Source organism: Campylobacter sp. TTU-622, assembly GCF_016598965.1.
In the GTDB taxonomy this organism is placed as follows: domain Bacteria; phylum Campylobacterota; class Campylobacteria; order Campylobacterales; family Campylobacteraceae; genus Campylobacter_D.
In genome coordinates this window covers 1-23,236 of the sequence record NZ_JAENKR010000014.1, presented here as the reverse complement: position 1 = coordinate 23,236, position 23,236 = coordinate 1, and the positions used below count along the sequence as shown (strand labels likewise).

At 26.4% G+C, this 23,236-nt stretch carries 28 protein-coding genes; 9 read left to right on the top strand and 19 right to left on the bottom strand.

The features are described 5' to 3' along the window. Positions 1 to 741 (bottom strand): MFS transporter (locus tag JG677_RS02815; RefSeq protein WP_200285044.1); only part of this gene is annotated, 741 nt, incomplete at its 3' end. 124 nt (positions 742 to 865) lie between these two features. Between JG677_RS02815 and rdgB the strand changes: the two genes are divergently transcribed. After that, entirely contained in the window at positions 866 to 1,480 is a 615-nt protein-coding gene (gene rdgB, locus JG677_RS02810) for an RdgB/HAM1 family non-canonical purine NTP pyrophosphatase (protein WP_200170250.1), read from the top strand. On the opposite strand, the gene JG677_RS02805 is transcribed toward rdgB, so the two are convergent. The 6 genes from JG677_RS02805 to mqnE are packed head-to-tail and all read right to left on the bottom strand — an operon-like array spanning position 1,474 to position 8,023. Next, positions 1,474 to 3,891 (bottom strand): efflux RND transporter permease subunit, encoded by a 2,418-nt coding sequence (locus tag JG677_RS02805; protein WP_200285042.1) that lies wholly within the window; start codon positions 3,889 to 3,891, stop codon positions 1,474 to 1,476. The two genes, rdgB and JG677_RS02805, sit on opposite strands and share 7 nt — an antisense overlap. After that, the gene (locus JG677_RS02800; RefSeq protein WP_200217554.1) at positions 3,892 to 4,461 is read right to left on the bottom strand and encodes an MlaC/ttg2D family ABC transporter substrate-binding protein; all 570 of its coding nucleotides are present in this window, start codon (positions 4,459 to 4,461) and stop codon (positions 3,892 to 3,894) included. An 8-nt stretch (positions 4,462 to 4,469) separates the two neighbouring features. After that, positions 4,470 to 5,168 carry an MlaA family lipoprotein gene (locus tag JG677_RS02795; RefSeq protein WP_200285046.1) on the bottom strand — a complete coding sequence of 233 codons (699 nt, stop codon included), beginning with the start codon at positions 5,166 to 5,168 and terminating at the stop codon, positions 4,470 to 4,472. A gap of 11 nt (positions 5,169 to 5,179) precedes the next feature. Beyond that, positions 5,180 to 5,623, bottom strand: a complete 444-nt coding sequence (locus tag JG677_RS02790; RefSeq protein WP_200217553.1) for a phosphoribosyltransferase — start codon at positions 5,621 to 5,623, stop codon at positions 5,180 to 5,182. Further along, the gene (locus tag JG677_RS02785; RefSeq protein ID WP_200285040.1) at positions 5,620 to 6,948 is read right to left on the bottom strand and encodes an NCS2 family permease; all 1,329 of its coding nucleotides are present in this window, start codon (positions 6,946 to 6,948) and stop codon (positions 5,620 to 5,622) included. The genes JG677_RS02790 and JG677_RS02785 overlap by 4 nt, the downstream gene beginning before the upstream one ends. Before the next feature lie 10 nt (positions 6,949 to 6,958). Continuing rightward, on the bottom strand, positions 6,959 to 8,023 hold the full coding sequence (gene mqnE / locus JG677_RS02780) for an aminofutalosine synthase MqnE (protein WP_200170245.1): 1,065 nt from the start codon (positions 8,021 to 8,023) through the stop codon (positions 6,959 to 6,961). 166 nt (positions 8,024 to 8,189) lie between these two features. Here mqnE and glmS point away from each other — a divergent pair, with 166 nt between their 5' ends. Then, a complete protein-coding gene (gene glmS / locus JG677_RS02775; RefSeq protein ID WP_200170244.1) occupies positions 8,190 to 9,986 on the top strand; it encodes a glutamine--fructose-6-phosphate transaminase (isomerizing) in 1,797 nt (598 codons plus the stop codon). A gap of 114 nt (positions 9,987 to 10,100) precedes the next feature. After that, positions 10,101 to 11,489, top strand: coding sequence for a class II fumarate hydratase (gene fumC / locus JG677_RS02770; RefSeq protein ID WP_200170243.1), 1,389 nt, complete (start codon positions 10,101 to 10,103; stop codon positions 11,487 to 11,489). Positions 11,490 to 11,508: 19 nt separating this feature from the next. Here fumC and JG677_RS02765 read toward each other — a convergent pair whose 3' ends face one another. Beyond that, a complete protein-coding gene (locus JG677_RS02765) occupies positions 11,509 to 12,126 on the bottom strand; it encodes a putative metalloprotease CJM1_0395 family protein (protein WP_200217550.1) in 618 nt (205 codons plus the stop codon). 103 nt (positions 12,127 to 12,229) lie between these two features. Here JG677_RS02765 and JG677_RS02760 point away from each other — a divergent pair, with 103 nt between their 5' ends. Further along, entirely contained in the window at positions 12,230 to 12,592 is a 363-nt protein-coding gene (locus tag JG677_RS02760) for an HIT family protein (protein WP_200217549.1), read from the top strand. A gap of 74 nt (positions 12,593 to 12,666) precedes the next feature. Further along, a complete protein-coding gene (locus JG677_RS02755) occupies positions 12,667 to 13,239 on the top strand; it encodes a YceI family protein (protein ID WP_200285038.1) in 573 nt (190 codons plus the stop codon). 2 nt (positions 13,240 to 13,241) lie between these two features. On the opposite strand, the gene JG677_RS02750 is transcribed toward JG677_RS02755, so the two are convergent. Beyond that, positions 13,242 to 14,189 carry a hypothetical protein gene (locus JG677_RS02750; protein ID WP_200217547.1) on the bottom strand — a complete coding sequence of 316 codons (948 nt, stop codon included), beginning with the start codon at positions 14,187 to 14,189 and terminating at the stop codon, positions 13,242 to 13,244. 300 nt (positions 14,190 to 14,489) lie between these two features. Here JG677_RS02750 and JG677_RS02745 point away from each other — a divergent pair, with 300 nt between their 5' ends. Then, entirely contained in the window at positions 14,490 to 15,074 is a 585-nt protein-coding gene (locus tag JG677_RS02745) for an IMPACT family protein (RefSeq protein WP_200170238.1), read from the top strand. 2 nt (positions 15,075 to 15,076) lie between these two features. Here JG677_RS02745 and JG677_RS02740 read toward each other — a convergent pair whose 3' ends face one another. From JG677_RS02740 to JG677_RS02695, 10 genes are all read right to left on the bottom strand, one after another. After that, positions 15,077 to 15,427 carry a hypothetical protein gene (locus JG677_RS02740; protein ID WP_200170237.1) on the bottom strand — a complete coding sequence of 117 codons (351 nt, stop codon included), beginning with the start codon at positions 15,425 to 15,427 and terminating at the stop codon, positions 15,077 to 15,079. Positions 15,428 to 15,475: 48 nt separating this feature from the next. Continuing rightward, positions 15,476 to 15,808, bottom strand: a complete 333-nt coding sequence (locus tag JG677_RS02735) for a hypothetical protein (protein WP_200170236.1) — start codon at positions 15,806 to 15,808, stop codon at positions 15,476 to 15,478. Beyond that, a complete protein-coding gene (locus tag JG677_RS02730; protein ID WP_200217546.1) occupies positions 15,801 to 17,378 on the bottom strand; it encodes an ABC-F family ATP-binding cassette domain-containing protein in 1,578 nt (525 codons plus the stop codon). The genes JG677_RS02735 and JG677_RS02730 overlap by 8 nt, the downstream gene beginning before the upstream one ends. 277 nt (positions 17,379 to 17,655) lie before the next feature. After that, positions 17,656 to 18,009 (bottom strand): hypothetical protein, encoded by a 354-nt coding sequence (locus JG677_RS02725; RefSeq protein WP_234284623.1) that lies wholly within the window; start codon positions 18,007 to 18,009, stop codon positions 17,656 to 17,658. Between the two features lie 100 nt (positions 18,010 to 18,109). Continuing rightward, positions 18,110 to 18,520 carry a hypothetical protein gene (locus tag JG677_RS02720; protein ID WP_200285036.1) on the bottom strand — a complete coding sequence of 137 codons (411 nt, stop codon included), beginning with the start codon at positions 18,518 to 18,520 and terminating at the stop codon, positions 18,110 to 18,112. Between the two features lie 11 nt (positions 18,521 to 18,531). Then, positions 18,532 to 19,167, bottom strand: a complete 636-nt coding sequence (locus tag JG677_RS02715) for a toxin-antitoxin system YwqK family antitoxin (protein ID WP_200285034.1) — start codon at positions 19,165 to 19,167, stop codon at positions 18,532 to 18,534. An 11-nt stretch (positions 19,168 to 19,178) separates the two neighbouring features. Next, complete coding sequence (locus tag JG677_RS02710) at positions 19,179 to 19,442, bottom strand: hypothetical protein (RefSeq protein ID WP_200285032.1); 264 nt, start codon at positions 19,440 to 19,442, stop codon at positions 19,179 to 19,181. Next, on the bottom strand, positions 19,439 to 19,717 hold the full coding sequence (locus tag JG677_RS02705; protein ID WP_200285030.1) for a hypothetical protein: 279 nt from the start codon (positions 19,715 to 19,717) through the stop codon (positions 19,439 to 19,441). The genes JG677_RS02710 and JG677_RS02705 overlap by 4 nt, the downstream gene beginning before the upstream one ends. Further along, entirely contained in the window at positions 19,717 to 20,022 is a 306-nt protein-coding gene (locus JG677_RS02700; RefSeq protein ID WP_200285028.1) for a hypothetical protein, read from the bottom strand. The genes JG677_RS02705 and JG677_RS02700 overlap by 1 nt, the downstream gene beginning before the upstream one ends. A gap of 1 nt (position 20,023) precedes the next feature. Further along, entirely contained in the window at positions 20,024 to 20,452 is a 429-nt protein-coding gene (locus JG677_RS02695; RefSeq protein ID WP_200285026.1) for a hypothetical protein, read from the bottom strand. 177 nt (positions 20,453 to 20,629) lie between these two features. Between JG677_RS02695 and JG677_RS02690 the strand changes: the two genes are divergently transcribed. The 3 genes from JG677_RS02690 to JG677_RS02680 are packed head-to-tail and all read left to right on the top strand — an operon-like array spanning position 20,630 to position 22,807. Beyond that, positions 20,630 to 20,839, top strand: a complete 210-nt coding sequence (locus tag JG677_RS02690; protein WP_200170229.1) for a transcriptional regulator — start codon at positions 20,630 to 20,632, stop codon at positions 20,837 to 20,839. A gap of 41 nt (positions 20,840 to 20,880) precedes the next feature. After that, positions 20,881 to 22,080: a glycosyltransferase family 39 protein gene (locus tag JG677_RS02685; protein WP_200170228.1), complete on the top strand. Its 1,200-nt coding sequence runs from the start codon at positions 20,881 to 20,883 to the stop codon at positions 22,078 to 22,080. Then, a complete protein-coding gene (locus JG677_RS02680; RefSeq protein WP_200285024.1) occupies positions 22,064 to 22,807 on the top strand; it encodes a pilus assembly FimT family protein in 744 nt (247 codons plus the stop codon). Before JG677_RS02685 ends, JG677_RS02680 begins: the two co-directional genes overlap by 17 nt. The last annotated feature ends 429 nt before the right edge of the window (positions 22,808 to 23,236 follow it).

Genomic DNA, 23,236 nt, shown 5'->3' with positions numbered 1-23,236 from the left:
TGCTATCATAGATATAGTATAAATAATCCAAAGTTTATTTTGTTCAAAATTAAAATGTTTTACTAAGATTATAGGAATAATCAAAAATGCAATACTCATAAGCATTTTTTGCATAAAATTAGTGATATTCATAAGAGTTAAATTTTTTTGTTTGATAAGATGAAAAAAAGGTGTTTTTTCATTTTCGTGTATAAGTTTGTTTTCTTTTGGAACTATGGTATAGAGTAGGATAATACAAAGTAATGTTAAAAAAGTGCTTAGATCAAAAAGGCTTGAAAGCCCCCATTTAGCACTCATTAAAGGAGAAATCACCATAGAAGCTGCAAAACTAATTCCTATAAAAGAACCCATTATGGCCATAGCTTTTGCTCTATTTTCTTCATTGATAAAATCACTAATCATTGCAGTGGCAACAGCCCCTATGGCACCAGCTCCTTGAAGCATTCTTCCAAAAAGCATAGTATAAATATCATTTGCAAAAGAACAAATAAGCGAACCTATAATAAAAATAATAAGACCAAAAAGCAAAGTTTTTTTTCGTCCAATTTTATCACTTAATATCCCAAAAGGAACTTGAAAAATCATTTGCATTAAAGCATATATACCTACTAAAAGTCCTACTAAAAATTCATTTGATCCTTCAAGCTTAAGTGCATAAAGGCTTAAAACAGGCAAAACTATAAAAAGTCCAAAAAATCTTGTTCCAACAATGAAAGATAAAGCTAAAATAGTATTTAACATAAAATGCCCTAAGGATTTAATTTAGGATAATTTTACTATTAATAATATTAAGTAAGTATTAAGTTTTGTCTTATTTAATATTATTAAAATTCTAAATCATTGAAATAAATTTTTAAGGTTTGATATGTTTAAAAATAAAATTATACTTGCAACAAATAATATCCATAAGGTTTATGAGTGTAAAAATATTTTAACAAATTACGAGGTTTATGCTTTTGGTGATATTATGCAAGCTTTTGAAATAGAAGAAAATGGAATTTCTTTTAAAGAAAATGCTTTGATTAAATCAAGAGCAGTTTTTAATGCTTTAAGTAAAGATCAGCAAGAAGAATTTATTGTTTTGAGTGATGATAGTGGAATTTGTGTTGAAGCTTTAGATGGAAGACCTGGAATTTATTCTGCAAGATTTTCAAAATCACAAAATGATGAAGGCAATCGCAAAAAACTTGTAGATGAACTTCAAAAAAAAGGTATTTTTGAAAGTAAAGCTTTTTATACGGCTGCTATTGGAATAAGCTCTAAATTTGGAGATTTAAGTTCGCACGGATGGATGCACGGAAAAGTAATTTGCGAAGAGAGAGGTAAAAATGGTTTTGGTTATGATCCTTTGTTTATCCCTAATGGTTTTACAAAAACTTTAGCACAACTTGATGATAGTTGTAAAAATCTTATTTCTCATAGGTTTAAAGCTTTAAATTTGGCACAAATTTTAATTAAGGTTTTAAGCAGGGCTTATTGATTTTTTTTAAAAGTGATTAAAAGACTAGGAAGTAAAAATAAACTTCCTAAAAGAAGCAATATCATCACAAATATAGTTAAAGCCCCAAAATAAATTGTTGGTATAAAATTGCTACTCATCATCACGCTAAATCCTAAAATAATACTTATACTTGTGTAATAAAGGGCTGAACCTATTGAATTATGTGTATTTAAAATAGCTTCTTTGATACTTTTATTTTTAATTGTTTGCTTAAAACGATAGATATAATGGATGGCATCATCAACTCCTATACCCATAGAAATAGCAGCTATAGTAATACTCATCATATCCAAAGGTATATTTAAAATTCCCATAAGGGCAAAAACAACGCTAATTGGAACAATATTTACAATAAGAGCAATTATAGAAAATTTCAAATCTCTAAATATTATAAGAAAAAGGACAAATATCACTAAAATAACAAATATTAAAGTATTAAATTGTGATGAAAAAAGACTTTGGAGCATATTGTTGTAAAGTACCATGATCCCAGCAATTTGCACTGAAACATCATCATTTTTTAAAAGTTCATTTAATTCTTTGTTTAGTTCTTTTAAAAATTCATTGCGACGTAAATTCGGATCAGAATCTATGATACGCATAGTAAATCTTAACTCATTTTTATCTATATTTACAAAAGGAGAAAGTAGATCTTTTTTGAAGTTATTTGGCAAATTTTCATTTAAAAATGCTAGAGCAAAATCATCTAAATCTTTACCATCATTGATATTTTTTCCTAAAATTAAAAGACTATTTAAACTAAGAATAGATCCTATATAAGGTTTATTTTCTAGATATTCGTGTATTTTTTTTACTATACGAATTTTTTTTGCATTAAACCAATAAGTTTTTTCTTGACTCAAAGCTTCAAATTCATTTTCAAAGCTATCTAGACTATCATTATTTTGGAATTTAGCATCATCTTTAAATTTTATAATTATATCTAAAGGCAAAGTTCCGCCTAATTTTGTATCAATAAGCAATAATCCTTTTTTAATTTCACTTCCATCTTTAAAATAATTAACAAAAGAATTTTCAACTCTTAAAGAAGAAATCCCAATTAAAGCAAAAATACTTGCTAAGAAAGTAAAAGTATAAATTAGTTTTCTATGATTTAAACTCGATTTTGCACAAAAACTTAAAAAATTAAATTTAAATTCTTTTTTACTATAATTTTTTGGTTTTAAAAGAGTTAAAATACTTCCCAAAAAAAGATAACTAAGAATTAAGCTTAAGCTTATGCCAATGCTCATCATAATCCCTAGTTTAATAATAGGTTCTATATTTGAAAAAATCAAGCTTAAAAATCCTATCATAGTAGTTAATATAGCATAAAAACTAGGTTTTGCTTTAGCTAAAAGAGTTGCAAGAACGACATTTTGTATTTTAGTATGTGGAAATTTATTAGAGCATTCTATAAAATGTGTAATTAGATGAATCACTACACTAAGGGTGATTATAAGAATTAGTGCAACATAATTAGAAGAAATAACTGTGATTTTAAAGCCAAGTAAAGCAAAAACACCACTTGCAGAACTTAAACTTATAAAACAAATAAAAAGAGGTAAAAATACAAAACGTAAAGATCTAAAAAAATAATATAAAGCTAAACTAAGTAGCAATACAAGAGTAAAACCATAAATTAAAAGATCATCTTTTATATAAGATATCATATCTTCAGCTATCAAGCTTATACCGCTAATATAAAACATATCTCCATTTTTTTGATAACTTTGCATAATATTTTTTATTTGATCTAAGCTTTTTTTTGTGACAGTTTTTTGCAAATTTAGATGTTCTTGAATTTGAATTTGATATTTTTCTTTTTGTGACTGATTTGCTTCATATTTTTGTTCTAAAAGTTGATTTAATTTTAAATCAGGATTTAAATAAATAATTAAAGCTGTAGTTGTTCCATCTTTGGAAATAATATTATTTTTATAAAAAGGACTATTTAGAATTTCATTTTTAGCTTTGCTTTTATTGATATCTTTAAAAGTGATATTTGGGATATTTTTAATAAGCTCTTTTAGATCTATTTGATCATTACTTTGAAGAAGAGGTGCGTTTATAATACTCAAAACACGTTCAACATTGTAAGAATTTTCTAGATCTTTATGTATATTTTTTAATTTTTCTAAACTCTGTTTGGAGAAAGGATCAAGGTTTTTTGGTTTAAAAGCAATGATTAAAAAGTCATCACTTTTATAATCTTTAGAAATTTCCCTAAAGATTTTTAAATCTTTATCATCTTCTAAAAGAAGACTATCTGCACTTGCATCGATTTGAAGTTTTAAGGAGAAAAAACTTAAAATTGTGCAAAAAATTAAAGTAGTAATTAAAGTAATCTTAGGATAATTGGTAATTTTTTTTAAAAAATAAATTAGCATTTAATCAATATTAATATCTTTAATTTTTTTCATTAAAGTGTTAAAATCGCCATTTTCTAAAATATCACTAAACTGAGATCGATAAGTTTGAATAATACTTATACCTAAAACATCTACATCATAAATAAGCCAATCATTGTTTTGATTATAGAATTTAAAAATAACATTTTTTTCTTCCCCATCAATTATCATAGAACTTGTTAAAAAATAACGATTTTTATTTTTTTCTTCACCATATTTCACTTTTAGTATTTGATCTTTATAAAGACTGAGTTTATCAGTAAAACTTTTTTTAAGATTTTCTTCAAAAGCTTGTGTGAATTTTTCTTGTTCTTCTTTGCTTAAATTGTTATAATATTTTGAAAGAGAAAGTTTTGCCATAAGTTTATAATCAATTATGTGATCAAAAAGTTTAAAAATTTCCTTTGCAGCTTCTTTTTTATCGCCTTTTGTATTTTGTAAAATTTCAAGACTTTTATCAATATTTTTTTGCATTAAACTTTCAATTTCATCTAACTTTAAGGCAAATACATTTAATACAAGAGCTAAAATTAAAAATATTTTTTTCATTTTTTTCCTTATTTGCTAATTTCTATGCGTCTTTGCTCATAAGCATCACGTAAAAATGGATAAAGGTTTGGAGTATTGTGATAAATTTCATCAATTTCATCAATTTTGAAAGAAATTTCATTACCATAAGCATAGCTACTTATTGCAAAACTTGCCCAATCTGGATTAATATAAGCACTAGGATATAAAAACCAATCAACAGGCAAACTTAAAGTATCTCTTAAGTTGCTTGGCCCAAGTATTGGCAAAACAAGATGAAAGCCTCCGCCTACACCCCAATGAGCTAAAGTGCTTCCAAAATCAGCAGGATGTTTTTTTAAGTGTAAAGCATCGCCAGCATTCATTATCCCACCAAAACCTAAAATGGTATTAGCTATAAAACGCTTGGTTTCTTCTCCAGCTTGTTCAAATTTAAATTGCAAAGCGTTATTTATAAATCTTAAAGGAAAAGCTAGATTATCAAAAAAATTTCTAACACCTACTCTAAAAGCTTTTGGGGTGATTTTTGTATAAGCCATAAGAGTAGGTCTAAAGCCATAATCGTATAAGAATACATTAAAGCGCGTCATAACTTTGTTATAGCCAGATAAAGGATCATTTACTTTGTATTGAGAAAATTCATTCTCAAATTCGCTAATTTCATTAGCAAAACTAAAGCAAATAGTTAGAGAAAAAAATAAAATAATAGTTTTTAGTTTCAAATATATCCTTAATTATATTAATCAATAAGAATATCCCAATAAAAATTCACCCATTCTGTTGCTTCTTTAGTTGTAAATTCGGGAATTAAAAGAGCATTTTTCTTATAAAAAATTGTAGCTACTTTTAAATCAATATGGGTAAATTTTTCTTCTAAGACTCTTTTAATCTCTTTGATACTTTCTCCACTATCTATAATGTCATCTACTAAAAGAATTTTTTTATAAGCACTAAGATCGGGAATATTGAAAATTTCAATAGTATCTAGTTTTTGTGTGTCATTATAATGTATAGAATTTAGACTAAAAAGATTACGTGTATTCAGTGCTACTGCTAAAGAGTGACCAAGACTCATTCCACCCCTTGCTATAGCGACTATAGCGTCTGGATTAAATTTATTTTTAATTTCTTTTGCTAAAGTTTTAACATCATCTTCAAATTCATCATAAGAGTAAAAAATCATATTTTTCCTTCTAAAGCAATTAATAAAAAATTTCCTAAAGAAATAAAAGATAGTATTATAATACCCATATTAAGTTTATCCCATTCTTTTTTAAATATGCGCACAAGCAAATAAGAGATAAAACCAAAAGCAAAGCCTGTTGTTATAGAATAAGTAAAAGGCATCATAATTATAGTAAAAAATGAAGCAACAGCTGTGGCATCGTCTTTAAAATTAATATTTCTTACCTCCATAAACATTAAAATTCCTACCATTATTAATACTGGATTAATAGAATTAGCAGGTATAGCTTTAAATAAAGGAAGCAAAAATAATGTTAAAATAAAACAAAATGCAACAACTAAAGCTGTAAGTCCTGTTCTTCCACCACTTTCAACTCCTGTAGTACTTTCAACAAAGGCAGTAACGGTTGAAGTACCTACAATAGATCCAATTGTAGAACCTACAGCATCACTTGCTAAAGTTTTTCCTAATTTTTTCTCTCCTTCTTTAGGCTCATCAAAAATTTTTCCTCTTTCTCCAACTCCTGTAATAGTACCTAAACTATCAAAAAGTTGCGTAATAAGAAAAGTTAAAACAACTGGAATCATAAAAACATTTAAAGCACTTAAAATATCTAATTTAGCAAAAATACTTCCCAAACCGTTTTCTTGGCTAAAATTTGGAAATGAAAAAAAATGATCTGGAAATGAAGCATTATTGATATTAAAAACCCAAGCAATAATAGAGCTAAGTAAAATTCCTATAATAAAAGCTCCTTTTAGTTTTATAACCCATAAAAATAGTATTAAAACAAGGGTAAAAATTCCAAAAAGAACATTAGGATCGCTAAAATCTCCAATACGCACAAAAACATTTTCATCTTTAGCAATTACTCCCATTTGTCCAAGCCCTAAAAATGTTACAAAACATCCAAGTCCTGCACACATTGCTAAACGTAAATCTTTAGGAATATTGCGTATTATCCAAATCCTAAAATTTGTAAAAGATAAAAGTAAAAAAATAAAACCTGATATAAAAACAGCACCTAATGCACTTTGCCAAGGTATATTTTGAGCTAAGCAAACACTAAAAGTAAAATAAGTATTCATTCCCATTCCAACACTCATAGCTACAGGAGTGTTAGCAAAAAAAGCATTAAAAGCACTTGCTATTATAGTTACTAAAGCAGTAGCAATAATCAAGCCTTCCAAAGGCATACCAGAATTACTCATTATGTGAGAATTAACAGGTATGATATAAATCATAGTTAAAAAAGTTGTAACACCAGCAATAATTTCTGTTTTTATATTGGTATTATTTTGTTTAAGTTTAAAAAAATCCATATTTTAAGCCTTAATAAATTTTAAGTTCATTATATAAACTATCACGTTCTACGGGAATTAAATTTGAAGTTTTTATCATATCAATAAAGGTTTTAAGATTGACCCCATTAGCACTTTTAGCTCCTCCAGCACTTTGAATACTTTCTTTTTCTATAGTCCCATCAAGATCGTTGGCTCCAAATTCTTGAGCAACCATAGCAAGATTAAGCCCCATAGTTGCCCAATAAGCTTTAATATTTTTAATATTATCTAAGATAATTCTTGAAATAGCAATAGTTTTTAGAATTTCTTCACTATCCATAATTTTATCTGTTTGTATAAAGCTATTATCTCTTTGCCATACTAAAGGAATAAAAGCATTAAAACCTTTTGTTTCATCTTGTAAAGCTCTAAGTCTTAGCATATGATCAATGCGATGTTTTTTTTCTTCGATATGACCAAAAAGCATTGTAGCATTACTTTGTTTGCCTTTTTGATGCCAAAGTTTATGAATTTTAAGCCAATTTTCACTACTTACTTTTCCTTTGCAAATTTTTTCACGTATTGTTTCATCAAAAATTTCAGCCCCACCACCTGGCATACTATCAACGCCATATTCTAACATTTTATTTATAATTTCTTCATAGCTCATATCAAAACGTCTATGCAAAAAGTCAATCTCTGCTGCTGTCATAGCTTTAATATGAATTTGAGGATATTTTGCTTTTATCATTTTAAAAATTTCTAAATACCATTGCCAAGTTACATCTTTATTATGGGCTGAAACAATGTGAATTTCTTTAGTTCCTCTTGCAATGGTTTCATCTGCTATTTTCATAATTTCTTCATGACTCATTGTATAAGGATTAGGGTTTTTTCGATGTGCTGAGAATGCACAAAATTTACAAGTATCAGCACAAACATTAGTTGGATTAATATGACGGTTTATATTGAAATATACCTTTTTTCCATGAAATTCAAGACGCTTTTTATGGGCATATTTGGCTAAGGTAAAAAGATCTAAATCCCAAAGTTTGTTAGCTTCTTCTTCATTTAATCTTGTTTGATTTTCTAGCTTTGCAATAAGATTTTTCATAATAAATTACAATTCCATTGTTTTTATAATTTTAGCATTATAAATTTAGCTTACTGAAAAAGAGTTTATAAAATTTATTTAAAAAATAAATTTAAATAAAATAGTGCTATTTTATTTAAAAAAAGAAGTTAAAATTAAAAATAAATTATACGAAAAGTAGGTAAAAATGTGTGGTATTGTAGGCTATATAGGCAATAAAGAAAAAAAACAAATTATTTTGAATGGATTAAAAGAATTAGAATATAGAGGTTATGATAGCGCTGGTTTAGCTGTTATGAAAGGATCAGAGCTTGATTTTTTTAAAGCTGTTGGAAAGCTTGAAAATTTAACAAATAAATGTGCTAATTTTACAAGCGAAGATTATGGTTTTGCTATAGGACATACAAGATGGGCAACTCATGGTAAAGCAACTGAGATAAATGCCCATCCACATTTAGGAGAATACTCTTGTGTAATCCATAATGGTATTATAGAAAATTATAAAGAAATCAAGGATAAATTAGAAAAAAAAGGTATTTCTTTTTTAAGCCAAACAGATACTGAGGTAATTGTAAAACTTTTTGAATTTTATGCTAAAGATTTAAATGCCTTTGAAGCTTTTAGACAAGTGATTAAAGAGCTTAAAGGGGCTTTTGCTATTTTGCTTCTTAGTAAAAAAGATCAAAATAAAGTTTTTTTTGCTAAAAATGCTGCTCCATTAATTATAGGAAGAAATTCTCAAAATGAACTCTTTTTTGCATCAGCAGATGCTCCTTTAGTCGGTCTTAGTGAAGAGGTGGTTTATCTTGAAGATTTAAGTTTTGGTTATGCCAATAAAGATGAACTTGTTATTTATGAAAATGATAAATTAAAAAATAAATCTTTTTCCAAATTATCAAATGACAAAGCTTATGCAAAAAAAGATGGCTTTAGATTCTTTATGGAAAAAGAAATTTATGAGCAAAGCAGGGTATTAAGTGAAGTCTTAATGGGTAGAATCAATGGAGATGAGGTAGTTTTTGATGAGCTTGAAAATGAAAATTTAAGCAATATAAGTGAAATTACCTTATGTGCTTGTGGGACAAGTTATCATGCAGCACTTACTGGAGCCTATTTATTTGAAAGGATTGCAAAAATTAAAGCTAAAGTAGAAATTGCAAGTGAATTTAGATATAGAGAAGCTCTTGTTTCTAAAGATTCTTTATTTATTGTTATTTCTCAAAGCGGGGAAACAGCAGATACTTTAGAAGCTTTAAAAATTGCCAAAGAAAAAGGTGCTAGAACTTTTGCAATTTGTAATGTGGATAATTCTAGTATCGTGCGTTTAGCACATTTAAGTCTTTTAACCCGTGCTGGAATTGAAAAAGGAGTCGCTTCTACTAAAGCTTTTGCAACACAAGTCTTAACGCTTTGGATGTTGGCAATTTTTATAGCTCAAAAGAAAAATCAAAATTTAAATAATGAAATTAAAGCTTTACTCCATATACCAAATTGTGTTGTTGTAACACAAAAATTACACGATAAAATTCATAGAATTTCTAAAAGATATTTAGATGGACATGGTTTTTTTTATATAGGTAGAGATGTATTTTATCCTTTAGCTTTAGAGGGTGCTTTAAAATTAAAAGAGCTTTCTTATTTACACGCAGAAGGTTATCCAGCAGGAGAGATGAAGCACGGACCTATAGCATTGGCTGATTCTAAACTTTATACTATTGCTTTAATGCCAAAAAATATGCTTTATGAAAAAACAAAATCAAACGTAGAAGAATTGATTGCCAGAGATTCTACTCTTCTTAGTATTTCGCCTTTAGAATTTGATCTAAGTGATGATTTTATTAAAACAACAGAACAAGAACATTATATGTGTGAATTTTTTGAAATGATGCTTATTACTCAACTTTTAGCAATGGAAATATCAATAAGACTTGGTAACGATGTTGATATGCCACGCAATCTTGCAAAAAGTGTAACGGTTGAATAAATGTGTAATTTTATCTCAATTAAAAGTATTTTTTATCTAAGGTCATTATTTTAAAGTTTAATTTATATTAATTTTAATTAATATAAATTAATTTTTTATATTAAAGGAATAATTATGCAGTATAGAATAGAACGTGATACTATGGGCGAAGTTCAAGTTTTAGATGATAAATATTGGGGAGCACAAACTCAAAGAAGTTTTGAAAATTTTAAAATAGGTACTGAGAAAATGCCTAAAGTTTTAATATATGCTTTTGCTAATCTTAAAAAAGCTTTAGCTATAGTAAATAATGATTTAGGCAAGCTTGATAATGAAAAAAAAGATGCTATTATAAAAGCTTGTGATGAGATTATAGAGGGAAAATTTGATGATAATTTCCCCCTTGCTATTTGGCAAACTGGTTCTGGAACTCAAACAAATATGAATTTAAATGAAGTAATAGCAAATCGTGCTACTGAAATTATAGGTGGAGATTTTCGTAAAGAAAAATTGATACACCCAAACGATCATGTAAATATGTCTCAAAGTTCAAATGATACTTTTCCAACCGTTATGCATATTGTTTGTGTTGAACAAATTGAAAATAAGCTCATTCCCACATTAGATGATTTAATTGCTATTTTTGAACAAAAAGTAAAAGAATTTAAAGGGATTATTAAAATAGGACGTACTCATTTGCAAGATGCTACTCCTTTGACTTTATCTCAAGAATTTAGCGGTTATTTATCTATGTTAACGCATACACGTAAGCAAATATTGCTTTCTTTGGAAAATTTAAGAGAGCTTGCCATAGGAGGAACAGCAGTTGGAACAGGTCTTAACGCTCATCCTGAAATTTCTCAAAGAGTAAGTGAGAAATTAAGTAAAATTATTGGGATAAAATTTGTTTCTAATCCAAATAAATTTCATGCTTTAACAAGTCACGATGCTATAGTTTTTACACATGGAGCTTTAAAAGCTTTAGCAGCAAATTTAATGAAAATTGCCAATGATATTCGTTTTTTGGCCTCTGGTCCTAGATGTGGTTTTGGTGAGCTTATTTTACCTGAGAATGAGCCTGGAAGCTCTATAATGCCTGGCAAAGTAAATCCAACCCAATGTGAAGCTTTAACTATGGTTGCTGTTCAAATAATGGGAAATGATGCTACTATAGGTTTTGCAGCATCTCAAGGAAATTTTGAACTTAATGTTTTTAAGCCTGTGATTATTTATAACTTTTTACAAAGTCTTAATTTATTAAGTGATGCTATGAATTCTTTTAACGTACATTGTGTAAAAGGCATTAAACCTAATAAAGAAAAAATAGCTTCTCATTTAAATAATTCTTTGATGTTGGTCACAGCTTTAAATCCACACATTGGCTATGAAAATGCTGCTAAAGTTGCAAAAAATGCTTATAAAAAAGGTATTTCCTTAAAACAAAGTGCTATGGAACTTGGTTTAATTGATGAAAAAGATTTTGATCATTTGGTAAATCCAAGTACTATGGTAAATGAAATCTAAGCTAATAAAAGCTTAGATTTTAAGAAGCTATACTAAAATTTGGACTTAAATCTATAGAATTGTTTTTGTAAATATTGCTAATAAAATTTTTAAAATCTCTGTTTTTATTATTTTCGGTTTCATTTGCATTTTCGTTTTGGTTGTTATCTTTTTTATCTTGTGTATTTTTTTCTGCTTTGAGTTTCATTGCTTCAGATCTTGCTTCCATTTCAAGTTTAAGAGCATTTGCTGCAACTTTATAATCTTGAGGACTAGGATCAGCGGGTGCCATAGCCGCTGAGGCAATTTGTCTTGCATTGGCCATAGTTTCTTCTGGTGTATTGCCTTTTTGCATACGTATAGGAACTTCTCCAGATACTGCATACATTTGATTATCAGGACCTTTAACATAACTAAAACTAGCTCCACCCGCTAAAGATCCCCCAGCAGCTTGATGCGCTGCTTCGTGAGCTTTTACTTCTCTATCTGTGCTTTGTAGTTCTCTTAATTGTTGTAGTTCTTTGGCATCAAGTTCTACGCCATTGACCATTTGTGTTTGTGTGCTTTCTTCATTTTCGTTTTGATTATTTGATTTTTTATTAGAGGTGTTTTGTTGAGCAAGATTAAAAGAATAGTTTGTATTAAAATTAATATTCATTTTGCGCTTCTTATTTATTTTAAAAAATTATATTATATTTTATCTAAAATTTTTAGAAAATAAAATATTTATAGAATATAATAAATTATTTTAGGAGTTTAAAATGTTTTATGAAAATGAGTTAATTTACATAGAAAAAGAAAATTCTCAAATTCCTTGGATTAAAATTTTTACCCAACAACCCTATAAAGAATTAAGCGATTGTCCTAGTTTTTTACAAGAAGAATTATTTAAAAAAATTTTAGCGTGCGAAAAAGCTATGATTGAATTTTATAAACCTGACAAAATAAATATAGCATCTTTTGCAAATTATGTCCCAAGAGTTCATTTTCATATAATGGCAAGATTTAAAGAAGATGCTTTTTTTCCAGAGTGTATGTGGGGTAAACAGCAAAGAGAAGAAAAAAAATTAAATTTAGCTAATTTTGATGATTTTGTTAAATTGCTAATAAAATCTTTTGATTAATGTTTAGTTAATTTTTGCTAAATAAAATATTTTTATTATTTTTATGTAAAATAAAAATTTATTAAGGAGAAATAATGAAAAAAATTTTTTTAAGTTCAGTTTTAGCGTTTTCTTTGTTGGGAAGCACAGCTTTTGCTAAAGAATATACATTAGATAAATCGCATACAAATGTTGGTTTTAAAATTAAACATTTGCAAATTAGCAATGTTAATGGAAGTTTTAAAGATTATAATGCTATGATTGATTTTGATCCAGCAACTTTTGAATTTAAAAAATTAGAAGCAACAATTAAAGTATCTTCAATTAATACGGAAAATCAAACAAGAGACAATCATTTATTGCAAGATGATTTTTTTAAAGCAAAAAAATATCCAGATATGACTTTTACAATGAAAAAATATGAAAAAATCAGCAATGAAAAAGGAAAAATGACAGGAATTTTAACTATAGCAGGTGTATCTAAAGAAGTAGAGTTAGATGCTGAGATTGGTGGAGCAATTAAAACAAAAGATGGCAAGGAAAAAATTGGTTTTACTTTAAGCGGTTTAATTAAACGTTCTGATTTTAAATTTGCTTCTAGCGTTTCAACAATAACTTTAAGTGATGATGTAAAATTAATTATTGATTCTGAAGCACTTGAGAAATAATCCTAAGGGAGTTCTTCCCTTAGGATTATTAAACTTTCTTTAATATTATTTTGATTATTTTTAAGTAATATTTTAAACTCTGGTTTAAATTTTTCGTTTTCAAGATAGATTTCTGTATTTTTTAACAAAGATTCTATATAAGATAGATGAGTTAAAGACATATTTTCATCTTTAAAAATAAAAATAAAATCATTTTCTACTATAAAAATTTTAGCTTTTAAACGTTTTAAAATTTTGGCAATTTGTTTTAAGATAAGTTTTTTATAGCTTTCTTTTGTAAATTCTAGTTCTGTAAAATGAAGCAATGCTATGCTAAATTCTTTTTTACCTTTTATAAAATGCGCAAGTTTTTTTTCATTTGGAAATTTGGTTAAAGGATCAAAAAAAGTATTTTTATAGGCTTGATAAATAAGATAGATACAAAAAACTATACTTGAGAGTTCAAAATATGAAATCTTTAAAGCACTATTAAAGAAAAATTGTATATAAGCCCCTATAAATGCTATTATATAAAAAAATTCTCTTTTTTTAAAACATACAAAGCTTAAGAATACAAATTCAAAAATGAAAAAAATTAAACTCAGCTCACTGATAGGATTAAAAAAATTAAAAAGATGAAAATTAAGCATTGATGCGTTAAAATCTGTGCTTTTGGTTAATACTAGTCCTAAAATTGATATTAAAAGAAAAAATACTACTATGCTAATATTTTTTTTATCAAAAATGAGTTCATTTTGTTTTTTTAAAGAGAATATAAAAAATGTAAAAGGTAAAAACAATGAAGTGAAAAGATGAGCTTGAAAAGTGCTAGCGTAAAAATAAAATAATTTGAAAAATACAAAAGCAAAAGTAATAAAAAATATTTTTGTATTTTTAAAATAAAAAGACAAAAATAACGCTAAAATTTCAAAAATCAAACTTGTAAAACTTAAAAATTCTAAGAAAAGCATAGATTTACCTTATAATTAATTTTTTGGAATGAATTTTTATTTATAAAAGTTAAAAATTTATAGATTGATTAAATTTATTAAAATTAAAATAATATTAAACTATCAAAATTTGCTTAAATATTTTAAGTCAAATTTTAATTATAGCTAAAATTTAATATTTTAAAAAGTTTTTTGTTTTTAAGAATTTTAGATTATTATATTTTGTATTAATTTGAATTAAATTTAACAATATTTCAAAAAAATTAAAATAAGATTATAAATTCTTAATCTTTATTGTATATCTTCATAAAAAAGGTTATGATGAAAACTATTGATCAAATTTATCAAAATAAAATAGAAGTAAAAAAATCTGTTTTTTGGGCTTTTCTTTGTCCTTTTGCAGATTTTAAAGATTTGCTTGAAAGACTTAAAAAAGAGCATTTAAAAGCAGTGCATTTTGTTTATGCTTATAGAGTTTTAAATGAATTTAATCAAATAGTAGAAGATAAAAATGATGATAAAGAGCCAAAAGGCACTTCAGCAATGCCGGCTTTAAATGTTTTAAGAGGTAATGAACTCATTAATACAGCTGTTATTATTGTGCGTTATTTTGGAGGGATTAAACTTGGCACAGGCGGACTTGTAAGAGCTTATAGCGAAGCGGTAAATGAAGTGATTAAAAGTGCTATTTTAAAATCTTATGAAATTCAAAAAACAATTAAAATTTCTATCAATTTAAAAACATTTAGTCGTTTTGATTATTTTTTAAATAAATTTGCTATATCTTCTAAAAAAGAATTTAAAGAAGATATAGTATTAATAACACTTTGTTTAAATGAAATTCAAGAACAAGAATTAAAAATTTTTTTAAAAAATTTCTCTTTTAAAGATTTTCAATTCTTGTAAGTTTAAATCATTCCCAAAAGTTCATTTAAAACTTTATTTTGTGTATTTTGTTCATTTTGATTTATAGATTGTGATTGAATTTGAGATTCTTCATTTTGTCTAAAACGATAAGAATATAAATTCGAATTTAAAGCATAAGAACTCATAGTCGAATCATTTTCTTGAATTTTATTTTGTGTTTCTAAAGAAGTTTGTTGATTTTGTTGATTTTGACTACTTTCATTTGAAAGCATATCCATAAAACTTTGCTGTTCGCTAGAAGAAAAATCTTCAACTTCTTTATTTACTTGTTTATAAACTCCGCTTGAAATATCATATTCATAAGAGCTTATGATTTTAAAATTTGTTTGCATTATTTCTCCTTTCAAAATACAAAAAATATGCAAGCAAAAAACATTCCTTTAATCACCACACGGAGCAATAAATTCAGGATCTAATTCGTGATTTTTGATAAATTCTTCTTTAGCTTTTTTACAATTTTGATCTCTTAATTTTCTGTATTCATTACGAATTTGAAGTTCTTTTTCGCTCAATTTTCTATCTTCTAAAAAGCTAATGTGAAAATAAGTATCATCTGCTTTAGAATATTTTTTATAAAAATCCATATAATCAAAATAGTCTTTTCCATTATCAAATTCAACGATTTCTTCTATATAAATAGTTGGTCCAAAACCTTTATGATTTTGTGTGAAATGACCAAAGCCAGCACTATATTGAACTCTAAATTTAGCCATTTTTTTCTCCTAAAAATTCTTCATAACTTCCGCGAAAATCTAAAAGTTCTCCATCTTTTAACTCCCAAATACGATTAGCAAAAGAACTTATTAATTCCCTATCGTGACTGATGCAAAGTGCTACTCCTTTAAAATTATACAAGGCTTCTCCTAAGGCTATAATACTTTCAAGATCTAAATGATTATCCGGTTCATCTAAGATTAAGAAATTAGATTTTTCTAACATTAAACGTGAGAGCATTAAGCGGTGTTTTTCTCCCCCGCTTAAATTAGCTGCCATTTTTTCTTGTTCGCTTCCACTAAATAACATTCTTCCTAAACATTTTCGAATTTCATCTAAATCTTTAAATTTTTCACTCATAAGCCATTCGTAAAGTTTTAAATTTTCATTTATAATATTGCTTGTGTCTTGTGGAAAATATCCTAGTTCTATTGTAGCACCTAAATGCACATTGCCACTATCTGGATTTATTTCATTCATAATGATTTTAGCAAGAGTAGATTTGCCAACCCCATTAGCACCAATTAATGCTATTTTGTCATTTTTTTCTATTTTTAAATTTAAATTTGAAAATAGTTTTTTATCATAAGTTTTAGAGATTTCTTTAAATTCTAAGATTTCATTACCTATTTCTCTACTAGTCCTAAATACTATACTAGGATCGCGTCTTGTTGAAATTTTAATTTCTTCAAGTTCTAATTTTTCTAAAGCTTTGGCTCTACTTGTAGCTTGTTTTGCTTTTGAGGCATTAGCACTAAAACGACGGATAAAATTTTCTAATTCTTCTTTTTCTTTTAAAGCCTTATCTCTTTTAAGCTCTGCTTGTTTAGCAAGTAGGGTAGAAGCCATATACCAATCATCATAATTTCCTGCAAAATCTCTAATTTGTTTAAAATCTACATCTAAAATTCTGGTGCAAATTTTATTTAAAAAATGTCTATCGTGAGAAATTACAACTAAGGTTCCATCGTGTCTTAAAAGTTCATTCTCAAGCCAAGAAATTGCTTCTAAATCAAGGTTGTTTGTAGGTTCATCTAAAAATAACACATCAGCGCCTAAAAATAATACTTGTGCAAGTAAAACTTTAAATTTATCCGCACTTTTTAAAGTGCTCATTAAAGCATTAAAATCTTTGATTTTTAAAGAGCTTAAGATTTTTTCACAACGCACTTCACAATCATAGTTTGGATCTTCTTCTGCGCAGATCATTTCAAGCTCACTTAAGCGTTCATTGATCTCATCTGTGAATTCTTCACTCATATAGAGTTTTTCTTTTTCTTTTAAAGCCTCGTATAATCTTTTATTTGCACACATTACTGCATCTTTGATTGTATAATTTTCAAAAGCAAATTGATCTTGCCCTAAAACAGCAATCCTTAATCCCTCATCAAAAATAATTTCTCCACTACTAGCCTCTATTTCGTTTGAAAGAATTTTTAAAAAGGTTGATTTTCCAGCACCATTAGCACCTATGAGTCCATATCTTTGTCCGCGTAAAAGTTTTAAATTTACATTTTCAAATAAAAGTTGATTAGCAAAACGCATAGTAAGATTTTTTACTTCAACCATAATAATCCTTAGCTTAGTCTTGATTTTCAAAATTGTAGCAAAAAAGAATTTTTTTAGGCTTAGAGATTATAGGTTTTGTAGCTTTTATGAAAAAATTTTCTAAGTTTTAAACTTAGAAAATTATATTTTATTTTAGATTGCTAACAACATTTTTTTTAATTTCAAAATTAAATTTTTTGATATTTAAGAATATAATCTATGATTTTATTATAATTTTCTTTTTTAATTTTTTTATAAACTAAAAATAAATCAACTCCCCACCAAATAATGCCACATATTAAAAAAATTGCAAAAAATGCAAAAAAATTTCAGATAAATCTGCATTTTCTTTTTCGTAATTTGCCCCTAAAATAAGAAACAATATACAAGGAAACAAGGATAAAACCAAACGCAACAATCCTAATGCATAATCTTTTATCATAAATCTATCAAGTGCCAGAAAACCAAGGCCTAAACAAGCACTTATTATACTAGCTATGATTGGAGTGGCGGTATTTTGAAGTTGTATTAATGCTAAATTTGATACAACTTCTTCTTTGTTTTGTAATTGTTCAAATTTTAATTTTAGATTAAGTGAATCTTCTTGTTTTATCTTATCTTGAATACTTAAAAGATAAATATTATAATCCATATTTTCCCTTTTTTAGTTAAGTAACCTTTAAGGCAAAATGCCTTAAAGGTTATAGCAAAAGTTTAATAAGCAATAAAATTCTTGCTTATTTTATAAATTTTTATTCAAAATCTCCGCTTATATAAGCTAAATTTAGAATTTTTATTTCATTTGTATTAAAAACTTTATAGCTAATTGTCCAAACACCCTCTTTATCTCCCAAAGTAGCATTTACTATAGCAGTGCAAGAGTTAAGATCGAAATCAAAATCAGAAATAGATTTAATTTCGATTATATCGTTATAATTTGCTTTTCCATAATGTTTAGCTGTTTCCTTAAGACCTTTTTCATAATCCTCATAATTAACCCCTATAGCTTCAAGTCCTGATAATTTATATAAATTTTTAATGATTTCATCAGGAAGTTGCTCTTGAAGTTTTAAAATGGCTAAAGAATTGCTACACATATTTAATGTATCAGCTTTAATAAATGTCAATCTTATAAAGAAAAATAAAATTATTTTTTTAAACATATTTAATCTCTTTAATTTTTAGGTTTTTGTATTAAAACGCCATTTTTAAATTCTTCTTCTTTAACGATTTCTCCATTTTTATAATATCTAAAAATTCCATTTTTAATACCATTTTTATAATTTTCTTCACTTTTTAAAGAGCCATTTTCGTTAAAAGCTGTTTGCATTCCATCCTTTTTGCCTTTATTATTGTAATTATAATCAAGGGCTACAGTACCATTTTCATAGTATTCTTTATAATTACCTTCAAATTCTGGCATACCATCTTCATCGAAGTTAAGTAATTTTCCTTTTACTTTAGGATTTCCATTATTATAATAACTTACATAGTCACCATATCCACGATTGTCTTTAAAATTCATTTCTTCTAAGAGTTGTCCGTCTTCAAAATATCTTTTGCTAACTCCATCTTTTTTTCCATTTTTATAATTTTCTTCAGTTTTTAATTGTCCATTATTATAAAAAGTTCTTTTTAATCCATGTATCCTAGACTCTTTATTATAAGGAATTTCTTCTTTTAAATTTCCAGATGATTCATATTTATTTTGTTGAACCCTAACTACATCACTTGGTTGCCCAGGAAAATCACTTCCGCAACCACTTAATAATACCGCAACTATACTACAAACACTTAAAAATTTTTTCATTTTTACTCCTTTTAATTATCTAAAAATTCTACATAAATTTTTGCGCCATCATCTGTATATCTGGCACTATAACGCACATTTTCTTCTGCAACGCCTCCTTTAAATAAAACTCCTTTTAATATCCCTCTTTCATACCTTTGAAGCATTTCTTTAGGCATTTGGGGATAAGTAATTGTTAGAGTTGCTTGACAATAAGTGATTTTTTTACTTTCATTTTCTTCTGTGATAAAATCACTAAATTGAGTATAAGCAAATTCATTAGCATATTCTTTCAAATCAAGTATAGGTTAAAATTGGCTTTTAAAACTCCTAGTGTATCAGTAGATAACATAGCTTCTATATCTCTTAAATTCATACCATTAAGATTTAAATACATTGCTTTTAAAGACTTTTCATCAAGTCCATATTCAACATAAACCCATTCATCCTCATCTAAAATTTCTTTTAAGATTTGTAAAACAACTTTATCATTACATTTTGGCTTAGTATCAAACCAAGATGCATAAGAAAAAGAGCTAAGACAAAGTAAAATAATCAAGATTTTTTTCATTAATTTTCCACACAAGCTTGAAAATTTTTTTCATCAAAGCTAAACTGAAGCATTCTTAGCGTTAGATCTTGTATTTTTTTAATATTTTCTTGTGTTTTTGGCAAAGAATCAGCCTCTATAAGCTCTTCTTTGAAGTGTTTGACTGTAATATTTGCAGCACAATTGCAAAAATTTTTTATTTTTGTATCAGTGCTTCCTTGCATACACTCATTTGCAAAGGCTTTTTTAAAATCTTGCAGTGTATTACCAAAAGCTATATTTACCAAAAATACACAAGAGATTAGCATTATGAAAAATTTTTTCATTTTATGCCCCTTCAATTACTTTATTTATCTTTTCAAAATTTTGTTTTCTTAGTTTTTTACCTACTAAAAACATATCTACAATCCACCAAATCCAATTGATAAAACCTAGTAAACCATATATTATTCCTAAAGCACTATATTCAAACATTAAGCTACCGCAAATTAAAGCTATAGCTGTAATTGCTAAACGCATAAAACCTAAAATTAAATCTCCTATCATAAAACGTCCCACTCCTAAACCACCAAATAAAAAAGTTCCTACCCAAAAAACTAAAGCAGGACTTTTTAGTTTAATCATTGGAAGTTGTGCAATCACTTGTTTTTGCCTATCTTCACTAAGACGTTCAAATTTATCCTTTAGCGTTATCGTAGATACACCATCTTTTGGTAGTTTATCTCCAATACTAAGTAATAAAGAATTAAAATCCAAGGTAACTCCTTAAAAAATGATTATTTCAATGAATATTTCAATGAAACGAAATGGAATTATTTCAAAATAATATTTAAATATTAAATGTTTATTTAAAAATTAGTTGAATATTTCAAGTGTTTTTGATAAAGAAAATTTTTTATAAAATCAAAAAATTTAAATACTTAAGGAAAAATTTTGTCTAAAAAAACCAAACGCGATATGGCTTATCATTTGGATATTGATGTTAGCACTTTATATAATTGGAGAAAATATAAGCCAAATTTATATCGTATTGTGATGCTTGGTTTTAAATTTGATGAACTTTTAGAACAAAATAAAAAAAATTATGAAGAGCTTTTGAAGATAGAGCAAAAGATAAATGAAGAGTTGTTAAAATATAAATGATTTAAGCGATTTATTTAAGTTTATTTAAGTAAAATTAGCTTATGAAAGAAAATAGATATCTTAAATATTTTATTTTATTATTAAGCCTAGATTTGTTAGCCCTTTTTTATGGAATTTCAACTCTAAGCATTAGTGGTGATGAGGCTAAGATTTATTTTGATACCAAAGGTTTGCTTTATTATATAACCCATTTTGGAACCTTTATCTTAGGGGTAAATGATTTTGGCTTACGTATGCCTTTTGTAATCATTCATATTTTAAGTTGTATTTTGTTGTATTTGCTTGCCAAAAAATACAATAAAACAGATAAAGATGTTTTCTTCTCTTTGTTTCTTTTTATTTTATTGCCTGGAAGTGTGGCTAGTGCTTTACTTGTAAATGAAGCTTCGTATGTGATATTTCTATCTTTGGCTATACTTTGCGCTTATGAATATGAGAAAAAAATTTTATTTTTTTTACTTTTATTTTTTTCTCTTTTTGTGGATAAATCTTTTATTGTTTTATTTTTGACTTTTTTCTTTTTTGGAATTTATAAACGTGATATTTTTCTTTTTTCTTTTTCTTTTTTTCTTTTTTTATCTTGTGTGTTTTTATATGGTTTTGATGTAGGCGGTAAGCCTAAAGGATACTTTTTAGACATTCTTGGAATTTTTTCTCTTTGTTTTTCGCCTTTAGTGTTTGTTTATTTTTTTTATGTTATTTATAGGTTGGCTTTTAAGAAAAATAAAAATTTACTTTGGTTTTTAATCTCTACAACTTTTATTTTTTGTTCTTTGCTTTCTTTAAGGCAAAAATTGTCCATAGAAGATTTTTTACCTTTTTGTGTAATTTGTACTCCTTTGCTTATAAAAGCATTAATGCAATCTTATCGTGTGAGATTGCCAGAATTTAGAAGTAAATATAAAATTCTTATTAGACTTAGTGTTTTATTTTTAATTGTATTTTATTTGCTTATTTTGGGTAATTATATTTTGTATTTTTTTATAAAAGATCCAAAATTGCATTTTGCTCATAATTATCACATCGCAAAAGAATTGAGCGCGAAATTAAAAGAAGAAGGTATTAGTGCGATCCATACTACTTCACGTGCTTTGCAAAGAAGATTGCGTTTTTATGGCATCAAAGATAGTTCTAGCTTATATTTAAAAGATGGATTAAGGGATAAAAATTTAAAAACCATTGCTATAAAACTTGGGAAACACAAAATCAACTATCAATTAAGTTATGAAAAAAGCTTTTAGTTTATTAGAGCTTGTTTTGGTTATATTTATCATAGGAATTATTTTTAGTTTGATAAATTTTTACAAACCAAAAGATAGATTAATGGAAGCAGCTGTGCAAATTCTTAATGATATCGTTTATGTAAGAAATTTAGCAATGTTGCAAACTGATTTTAGAATTAAAGAATTTAGTGTAGCAAAAAGAGAGTGGTATAAAAGCAAATGGCAACTTTATTTTATAAAATCTTCTTCTGCAACGAATAATGAGCAAACTTATACTATTTTTTTAGATAAAAATGGAGATGGAAATGCAAATTTAGGTAAAACAGATATTAATCTTGATAGAGAAATTGCTGTAGATATTTTAAATCCTACAAAACTTATGAATTCAGGACAAAGCGGAGTTATTTCTAAATTGGATAAAAAAGCTAGTAAAAGATTTAATATAGAAGAACAATTTGGCATTTCTTCTGTAGAATTTAAAGGATCTTGTAGTGGAAGTACAAGAATAGTTTTTGATGAATTAGGCAGACTTTATTCTCCACTTAAAAACGCAAAAAATATCTATGATAAAACTCTTACTAAGAAGAATGAACCTTGTATTATAAGATTACAATCTAAATTTAATAAACAAATTTGTATAGTTATTGATCCTTTAACTGGCTATGCTTATATACCAAAATTTAAAAGTTTTAACAACCAACCCATCTCATTTAAAAACACTTCAAAGCTTTGTTCTAAAATTTAAACATAATTTATCAATGAAATTAAATTTTTAACACAGCTTTAATATTTATCATTAAATTGTTTTTTATTTAGTTTAGTTTTAATTTTAGTTTATTTAATTAATTAATTAAAAAGAATGTTGTATTTTTATAAATAAAATCTTTTATTATAAATTGGTAGTATTTTTTAATTTTTTTGCAATATTTTTTAATCTTTATAATAATTAAATTATTTATCATATTTATATCTTTTAATATTTTTATATATTTAAATATATTTTTTAAAATCTAATCTAACATTTAATAAAACAAATAACTAATCAAAGCAGACAATAATAACCTACCAAATAATCTTAAAAACAAACCTAACAATCTAAACTAGCTTAACCAAATAAATCAAACAAAGCAGACAACAACCAACTTAACTAAATAATCCAGCCAAACAAAAAGTA